Origin of the sequence: Oceanicella sp. SM1341, assembly GCF_003448965.1 — a bacterium.
GTDB lineage: Bacteria > Pseudomonadota > Alphaproteobacteria > Rhodobacterales > Rhodobacteraceae > Paroceanicella.
This window is the reverse complement of sequence record NZ_QRGC01000006.1, coordinates 201741-208664: the sequence shown is the minus strand read 5'-3', so window position 1 is coordinate 208664 and position 6924 is coordinate 201741. Positions and strand designations below refer to the sequence as shown.

Here is a 6924-nt window from a genome sequence, read left to right as displayed (position 1 = left end):
GGCGCGGGAGCGGCGCCCCCGGCCGGGGCGGCGCCGCTCTCCGGGGCCTGCGCGGGCGCGGCGGCGCCGGAGGGCGCCTCGGCGGCGGAATCGGCGGCCGGAGCCTGGGGCAGGGTCGAGGGGGTGGTTTCAGGCTCCATGGCGGATCTCCCGGAACGGATGGAGTATGGGGGGCACGGAGCGCGGCACGGCACGGCGGAACGGATCCGGACAGCGGGCATGCCTGCGGGCGGCTTCCGACGCTGCGGAAGACGTCCGGCCTGCCTGCGGCCCGGTGGGATGTCCTGCCATGACCAATCTCGGCTCCTTCCTGGCAGCGGGGCTTTCCCGCCGCACAGGCCCGACCGTCGCGGGAGCGGAAGACGGATCCGCCATGCGGCGCATCCGTGTTTCCCCTCCGGCCCGGTTCGCGGCCCGTCTTTCGCCGGTTACGCAAATCCGATAAAAACTGTCAAGACACAGCGCCGTGGGTGTTCGCGGCCGCAGCACGGGCCCCTTGCGGCCTAAGCGATTGAATTGCATGATAATCACGCCGATTCCCGAGCATTTTTCTCCGCCAAAGAAACTTAGCAAAAAAATCGGGATTGACCAACCTGAGCGTTTTTGTAAGACTTTCCTCATCGCCTAGCCACCCCGACCCCGGGGCAGCCCGGACCACGCTCAGACCGGGATCAGATCCATGCAGTCCACATCTTCTGTCAATGCATCCGCCCAGGACCTGCCCACCCAAGATTTGCGCCGTCCGTTGTCCGCACGGCCGCGGCTGGTCCTTCCGGTCCAGGCAAGTTCGCGGCGAAACGCCGCCATCACGGGAGAATCGGGAATGAATGTTGTTGCTTCCATCGCAGACGCCTCCGCCACCCATGTCGCCGCCAGCGGCCCCTGCGTGCATGACGCGCGGGTGCTCACCGACGGCGGCCGCGAGGCGCGCATCACCCTCAACGGCAACATCTACACCCTGCGCATCACCCGCCAGGGCAAGCTGATCCTCACGAAATGACGCCTGCGCAGAGAGCGCGCGGCGCGGCACCGGTGGGGGTGGTCTCCGAGCTTCCCCCGCTGGAGATGCAGGTGGTGCGCTACCTGCGCCTGTGGTGCGACGGGCCGGAGAGCCAGGCCGAGGTCTGGCAGGATCTCGCCAACCGGCTCGGCACGGTGCGCGCCGCCCGGGCGCTGCGGGATTTCGAGAGCCTGATGGGCCTCGTGCTGCGCAACGCCCGCCGGCCGCTGCAGCGCCACGGGGTGAACTGCACCTGTTTCGGCGGCGACGAGGCGGCCTTCGCCCAGATGGTCGCCTACGCCCGGGACGGGCACACCGAGGATGCGGGGCTCGTGGCGGCGCTGTTCGTCGCCCCCGCCGTGCTGCCGGTGGTGATCGCGGCCGCGCTGCGCATGGCCACCAGCTTCGCCGCCCCGCCGGACGGCGAACGCGCGGAGGAAGAGGCGGAGGAGGATCCGTTCTCCGCCCCGAACGTGGTGCAGCTGCGCCAGCATCGCATCCACTGAAGCGCCTGCGCCTGCGTGACCGGCATCAGGCCGCCTGCACGCAGGCGTGACGCGGTATAAACACGCCTGCCGGCAGGCGTGACGGGGCGCCGCGCCCTGCCGCGGCCCCGGCGCTTGCCCCCCGGCCCCCGGGGGCGCTATGCCTGCCCCGGAGCGAGGGGGGAGGCGAGATGTCCATCCATCTGAACGACCTGCGCAAGAGCTTCTCGGGAAGCCCGGCGCTGCGCGGCCTCACGGCCGATATCCCGGAGGGCGCGTTCTTCACCGTGCTCGGGCCCTCGGGCTGCGGGAAATCCACCCTGCTGCGGCTGGTCGCCGGGCTCGAGGAGCTCGACGGCGGCGAGATCGCCCTCGGCGGCCGGGCCATGGCCGGGCCGGGGCTGCACGTGGCGCCCGAGGCGCGCGGCGTGGCGGTGGTGTTCCAGTCCTACGCGCTCTGGCCGCACATGAGCGTGCGCGAGAACGTGGCCTTCCCCATCGAGACCGCCGGCGCCTCGCGCGCCCGCGCGGGTGAAGAGGCGGAACGTCACCTCGAAACCGTCGCGCTCACCCCGCTCGCCGGGCGCAAGCCGGCCGAGCTCTCGGGCGGGCAGCGCCAGCGCGTGGCCCTGGCGCGCTGCCTCGCCAGCCGGGCCGGCACGGTGCTGATGGACGAGCCGCTCGCCAATCTCGACCCCCACCTGCGCGGCGCGATGGAGGAGGAGCTCACCGCCTTCCACCGCGCCTCCGGCGCGACGCTGCTCTACATCACCCACGACCAGCGCGAGGCGATGGCGCTCTCCGACCTCGTGGCGGTGATGGAGGAGGGGCGTTTCCTGCAGGTCGCCCCGCCAGAGGAGCTGCATGACCGGCCGGTCTCGGCCCGGGTGGCGGGCTTCGTGGGCACCGGCGCGGTGGTTCCGGCCGAAGTGCTCGCGGCCGAGGGCGCGCGGGCGCAGGTGCGGCTGGGCAACGGGCTCGCGGCCGAGGTGAGCTGCCGCCCCGGCACCACCCGCGGCACCGGCGCCGTGCTGCTGCGCCCGGGCCAGGTGGCCATCGCCGGGGGCGGGTTGCCGGCGCGGCTGGAGAGCGTGCGCTATCGCGGCGGTGTGTGGGAAGGCCGGGCCCGGCCGGAGGGCTGGGAGAATGCCCTCCCGGTCGCCACCCCTGCCCGCCTGACACCCGGCGAGACCGTGCCGCTGCGGGTCACCGGCGGCTGGCTGCTGCCCGAGGGCTGAGGCCGGGCGAGCGGAGTCGGAGACCTCCCGCCCTCCGTCGACCCGCCCTCGCGGGCGCGTCTCCTGCGGTTTGGGCCGGGCCGCGCCTGCGGCGCGGCGGCACGGGCCGGACTGTCGCGCTCGCTCCTCCACCCGCCGCTGCGTCCTGCCAATATTTTGTGCGTGACTGCTCCACCCGCTCGCCCGGGCGACCAGCCCGGGCCGCGCCCGACCCTCCCCCCGGGAGGGCGCGATGGCGATGTCAGACGGGGCTCAGCCCTCGTCCGGGGTTTCAGGGATAAACCGCAGACCACGAGCGACGCCGCGCCCACCCAGGGTCGGGCGCGGCCCTTCGTGCCGGGCGGAGGCGTGGCAGAGTGTGGTGCGGGCGACGGGCGTTGCGGCGCGCTCCGGGGCCGGGAGGGGACCTGTCCGTGGCGTGGTGCGGGATGTCGCGCGGGAAGCGGCCGGCTCAGTCGCGCCAGGGCACCACGCCGGGCGGGGCGCGGCGGCCCAGCCGGTCGAGCAGCAGCATCAGGCACAGGGTGGCGAGCACGGTGATCACCGACATCGCGGCGGCGAGCGGGGTGGCGCCGCTGTCCTCGTAGTTGAAGATCGCGGTGCCGATGGTCTCGTTGCCGGTGGACCAGAGCAGGGCGGAGACGGTCACCTCGTTATAGGCCGTGAGGAAGACGAGGATCGCGCCCGAGGCCGCCGCCGGCGCGGTGAGCGGGCCGAGGATGCGCCGCATCCGCCGCCAGAACCCGGCGCCGGAGGTGCGGGCGGCATCGTCGAGCGCGGGGTCGAGCCGGGCATAGGCCGCCGCCACCGGCTTCAGCGCGATGGCCATGAACCCGGTGAGATAGGCGGCGAGGATGATCCCCCCGGTGCCGTAGAGCGACACGCCCAGCCCCGGCAGCGGCCGCAGGAAGACGAGGATCATCGCGATCGAGACCACGAGCCCCGGGATGGCGTAGGCGAGGTCCGCGAGGGTGGCGACAGCCCCCGCCACCGACCGCGGCAGCCGCGCCCGCCGGCCGGCGAAATAGCCGGTGAGCACCGCGAGGGCGGCGAGCAGCGCCGCCGCGAGCCCGGCCAGCAGGGTGGAATTGGCGAAGGCGCGCAAGGGCGCCTCCTGCACGAAGAGCACCTCGCGGAAGCTCTCCAGCGTGGCGGTCTCGGCGCTGAGCCGCACGCCGTAGGCCGGCACCAGCGCGGTGGAGATGAGGGCCGCGAGCGGCAGCGCCAGCGTGGCCGCCACCCAAGCCCAGAGAGCGGCCTCGGCGAAGGGCCGCGCCCGGCCCAGCCGCAGCGCCAGCGCCGGCTGCGGCGCGCCGGTGAGGGCGGCGCCGGCCCGGGCCTGCGCGCGGCGCTGTGCGGCCACCGCCAGCAGCGCCACCGCGCCCACGATCACCGCCAGCACCGCCACGTCGGGCAGCATGCCCGGCCCGAAGCTGGTGAGCCGCCGCCAGATCAGCACCGGCAGGGTGGTGAAGCGCGCCGGGATGCCGAGCAGCGCCGGGATGCCGAAATTCCCCAGCGCCGAGACGAAGGCCAGCGCCAGCGCCGCGATCAGCGAGGGGGCCACCAGCGGCAGCACCACGCGGCGCAGCATCCGCCCCGGCCCGGCGCCGAACACCCGCGCCGCCTCCGACACGTCGCGCGGCAGGGCGCGCAGCCCGGTGCGCACCACGAGGAAGGCAAGGCCGGTGTTCTGCACCGAAAGGAGCGCGATCACCCCCCCGGCCGAGTAGAGCGGGTTTTCCGAGCCCGGCGCCGGCGCGAGGCCGAGCAGCAGCAGGAGCGGGCTCGCGGGGCCGGTGGCCTGGATCCAGGCAATGGCGGTGACATGCGGCGGGATCATCATCGGCAGGAGCACGAGGAAGGTGAGCACCCCGCGGCCGCGGATGTCGGTGAGGCCGAGCCCGAGCGCGATCAGCCCGCCCGCCAGCGTGGCGAGCAGCGCCGAGCCGCCGGCGGAGACGAGGCTGTTGGCGAGCGCCCGCAGCGTGGAGCCCGCGCCCAGCGCCGCCACAAAAGCGCCGGGGTCGGGCACGCCGCCGGGCGCGAGGCCGGTGAGCGCAAGCCGCCCCAGCGGCACCACCAGCAGCAGCACGCCGAGGCAGGCGAGCAGGGCGAGGGCGGCGCCCTCGCCCGTCAGGCGGCGGATCACTCGCCGAAGATCTCGACGAAGCGCAGCTTGTCGGCCTGGTCGTTCTCGAGCGCCTGCGCGGCGTCGAAGGGCAGCAGGCGGATGGTGTCACGCGCGGGGAAGCCCTCGGGCGGGGTGACATCGGCCAGCGCCGGCAGGTAGCCCTGCCGGGCCGCCAGCTCCTGCCCCTCGCGCGAGATCAGGAAGTCGACGAAGGCCTTCGCCGCCTCCGGGTTCTGCGCGGTGGAGAGGATGGCGACCGGCTCGGTCACCGCCGAGACACCCTCCTCGGGGAAGACGAACTTCACCGGCGCGCCCTTGGCCGCCTCACGGATGGCGAGGTAGTCGACCAGGAACCCGTAGAGCTTCTCGCCGCCGGCCACGGCCTTGTAGGTGGCGCCGTTGCCGCCCGTGGGGCGGGTGCCCTGGCCGGCAAGGCCCTGATAATACTCCCAGCCGAGGCCCTCCGCGCCGGTGATCGCCGCCATGTGGATGGCCGCGGCGCCGGAGGTGAGCGGCGAGGGCATGGCGATCTGGTCCTCGGCCTCGGGCTTCAGCAGGTCGGTGAGCGTGGCGGGCACCATTTCGGCGGAAGTGTTGTAGACGATGCCGGTGGTGATGAGCTTGGTGGCGAACCACATGTGCCCGGGGTCCATCAGCCCGTCCTCGTAGGCGGCGGTATCGGCCTCCGGGTAGGCCATCAGCCGGTTCTCGGCCGCCAGCCCCGCCATGGTGACGGAATCGGCGATCAGCAGCACGTCGGGGCGCGGGTCTCCGGCCTCGAACTCGGCGGCGAGCTTGGCCATCACCTTGGTCGTGCCGTCGCGGAACCACTCCACCTCCACGCCGGGGTTGGCGGCGGTGAAGGCATCGACCGTGGCCTGGGCATCGGCATTGGGCTGCGAGGTGTAGAGCACCAGCCTGCCCTCGGCCGCGGCGGCGGCGGATGCGAGGGCGAGGCTGAGGGCGGCGGCGGAAAGCAGGGTCTTCATCGGGCGCTCCGGTGAGGATGTTTCAGGGCAGGGCAGGGCCGCGCGGCCCCTCTCCCCCGCCGCCTACCCCCGGCCCGTGGCCCGCCCACGACAGGGCGATGACAGTTCGATGACCGTCTCAGGCCTCCGCGTCGTGCCCGGCGATCATCGCGCGCGGGATGCGGCCGATCTCCCGCCGGTCGGAGGGGAGCTGCATCCAGGTCACCGCCAGCTCGGGCGAGAGCGCGCAGAGCGCCACCGAGGCACCGGTGAGCGCCACGAGATCAGGCCCCGGCCGCGGGTCGTGCGTGCAGTGCAGGCCCGTGGTGGTGACCACGGGGATGCCCAGCCACAGCGCCAGCCGGTCGAGGTGGATGTGCCCGGTGAAGATGCCGGCCACCGCGCGGTTGCCGATCACCTGCCCCAGCCGCGCCGTGTCGGCGCGCGTCAGGCTCTCCCACTCCGCCTCCGGCGCGTCGGAGAGCGAGGGGCCGTGGTGCATGGCGATGAGCTTCGGCAGGTCGGGGTGGCGGTCGAGCGCCGCGTCGAGGAACTCGAGCTGCTCGGGCTCCAGCCGGCCGCCCACGTGCCCGTGCCAGGAGGTGTCGAGCCCGATCACATGCGCGCCGGCCAGCACCGTCTCGCTCAGGCAGGGCGCCTCGGAGGGCGCCTCGCGCAGGAAGGCCGAGCGGAAGGCGGAGCGCGCGTCATGGTTGCCCGGCACCGCGATCACCGGCGCCGGCAGGCGCTTGAGCCGCCGCCGCAGCCCGGCATAGCTCTCCGCCTCGCCGTGGTTGGTGAGATCGCCGGTCACCAGCACGAAATCCGGTGCCGGCTCCAGCCCCTCGAGACTGTCGAGCACCGCCTCCAGCGTGGCCGGCGTGTCGGAGCGCAGGTCCGGGTCGTCGGCGGGGCTGGCCGAGAAATGCAGGTCGGTGAGGTGCAGGAAACGGGTCATCGTGTCTTCCGGAACTCTGGGGAGGGCGGGGCCCTTCTGCCTCGCCGGCGCGACGTTATCATGACACTCCGCGGCGCGTGGCGTTAACCGCATGTCAGTCCGGATGGGGTGTGATGGCGCCTCACGGGTTTTCAGGGAGAC

Annotated in this window: 6 protein-coding genes; 3 read left to right on the top strand and 3 right to left on the bottom strand. The window is 73.6% G+C overall.

Translation table 11 applies throughout. The annotated features are described in order from the left end of the window. Window positions 1–823: 823 nt before the first annotated feature. The 3 genes from hemP to D3P35_RS08530 all read left to right on the top strand — a co-directional run bounded on the left by hemP (window position 824) and on the right by D3P35_RS08530 (window position 2723). Window positions 824–1000, top strand: a complete 177-nt coding sequence (hemP, locus tag D3P35_RS08540) for a hemin uptake protein HemP (protein ID WP_118134285.1) — start codon at window positions 824–826, stop codon at window positions 998–1000. Further along, window positions 997–1506, top strand: a complete 510-nt coding sequence (locus D3P35_RS08535; protein ID WP_157982072.1) for a hypothetical protein — start codon at window positions 997–999, stop codon at window positions 1504–1506. Before hemP ends, D3P35_RS08535 begins: the two co-directional genes overlap by 4 nt. A 170-nt stretch (window positions 1507–1676) precedes the next feature. Continuing rightward, window positions 1677–2723, top strand: coding sequence for an ABC transporter ATP-binding protein (locus D3P35_RS08530; protein WP_118134283.1), 1047 nt, complete (start codon window positions 1677–1679; stop codon window positions 2721–2723). A 451-nt stretch (window positions 2724–3174) separates the two neighbouring features. Here D3P35_RS08530 and D3P35_RS08525 read toward each other — a convergent pair whose 3' ends face one another. From D3P35_RS08525 to D3P35_RS08515, 3 genes are all read right to left on the bottom strand, one after another. Further along, window positions 3175–4875: an iron ABC transporter permease gene (locus tag D3P35_RS08525; protein ID WP_198670507.1), complete on the bottom strand. Its 1701-nt coding sequence runs from the start codon at window positions 4873–4875 to the stop codon at window positions 3175–3177. Beyond that, complete coding sequence (locus D3P35_RS08520) at window positions 4872–5846, bottom strand: ABC transporter substrate-binding protein (RefSeq protein ID WP_118134282.1); 975 nt, start codon at window positions 5844–5846, stop codon at window positions 4872–4874. Before D3P35_RS08520 ends, D3P35_RS08525 begins: the two co-directional genes overlap by 4 nt. A 118-nt stretch (window positions 5847–5964) precedes the next feature. Next, window positions 5965–6783, bottom strand: coding sequence for a metallophosphoesterase (locus D3P35_RS08515; RefSeq protein ID WP_157982071.1), 819 nt, complete (start codon window positions 6781–6783; stop codon window positions 5965–5967). Window positions 6784–6924 lie beyond the last annotated feature (141 nt).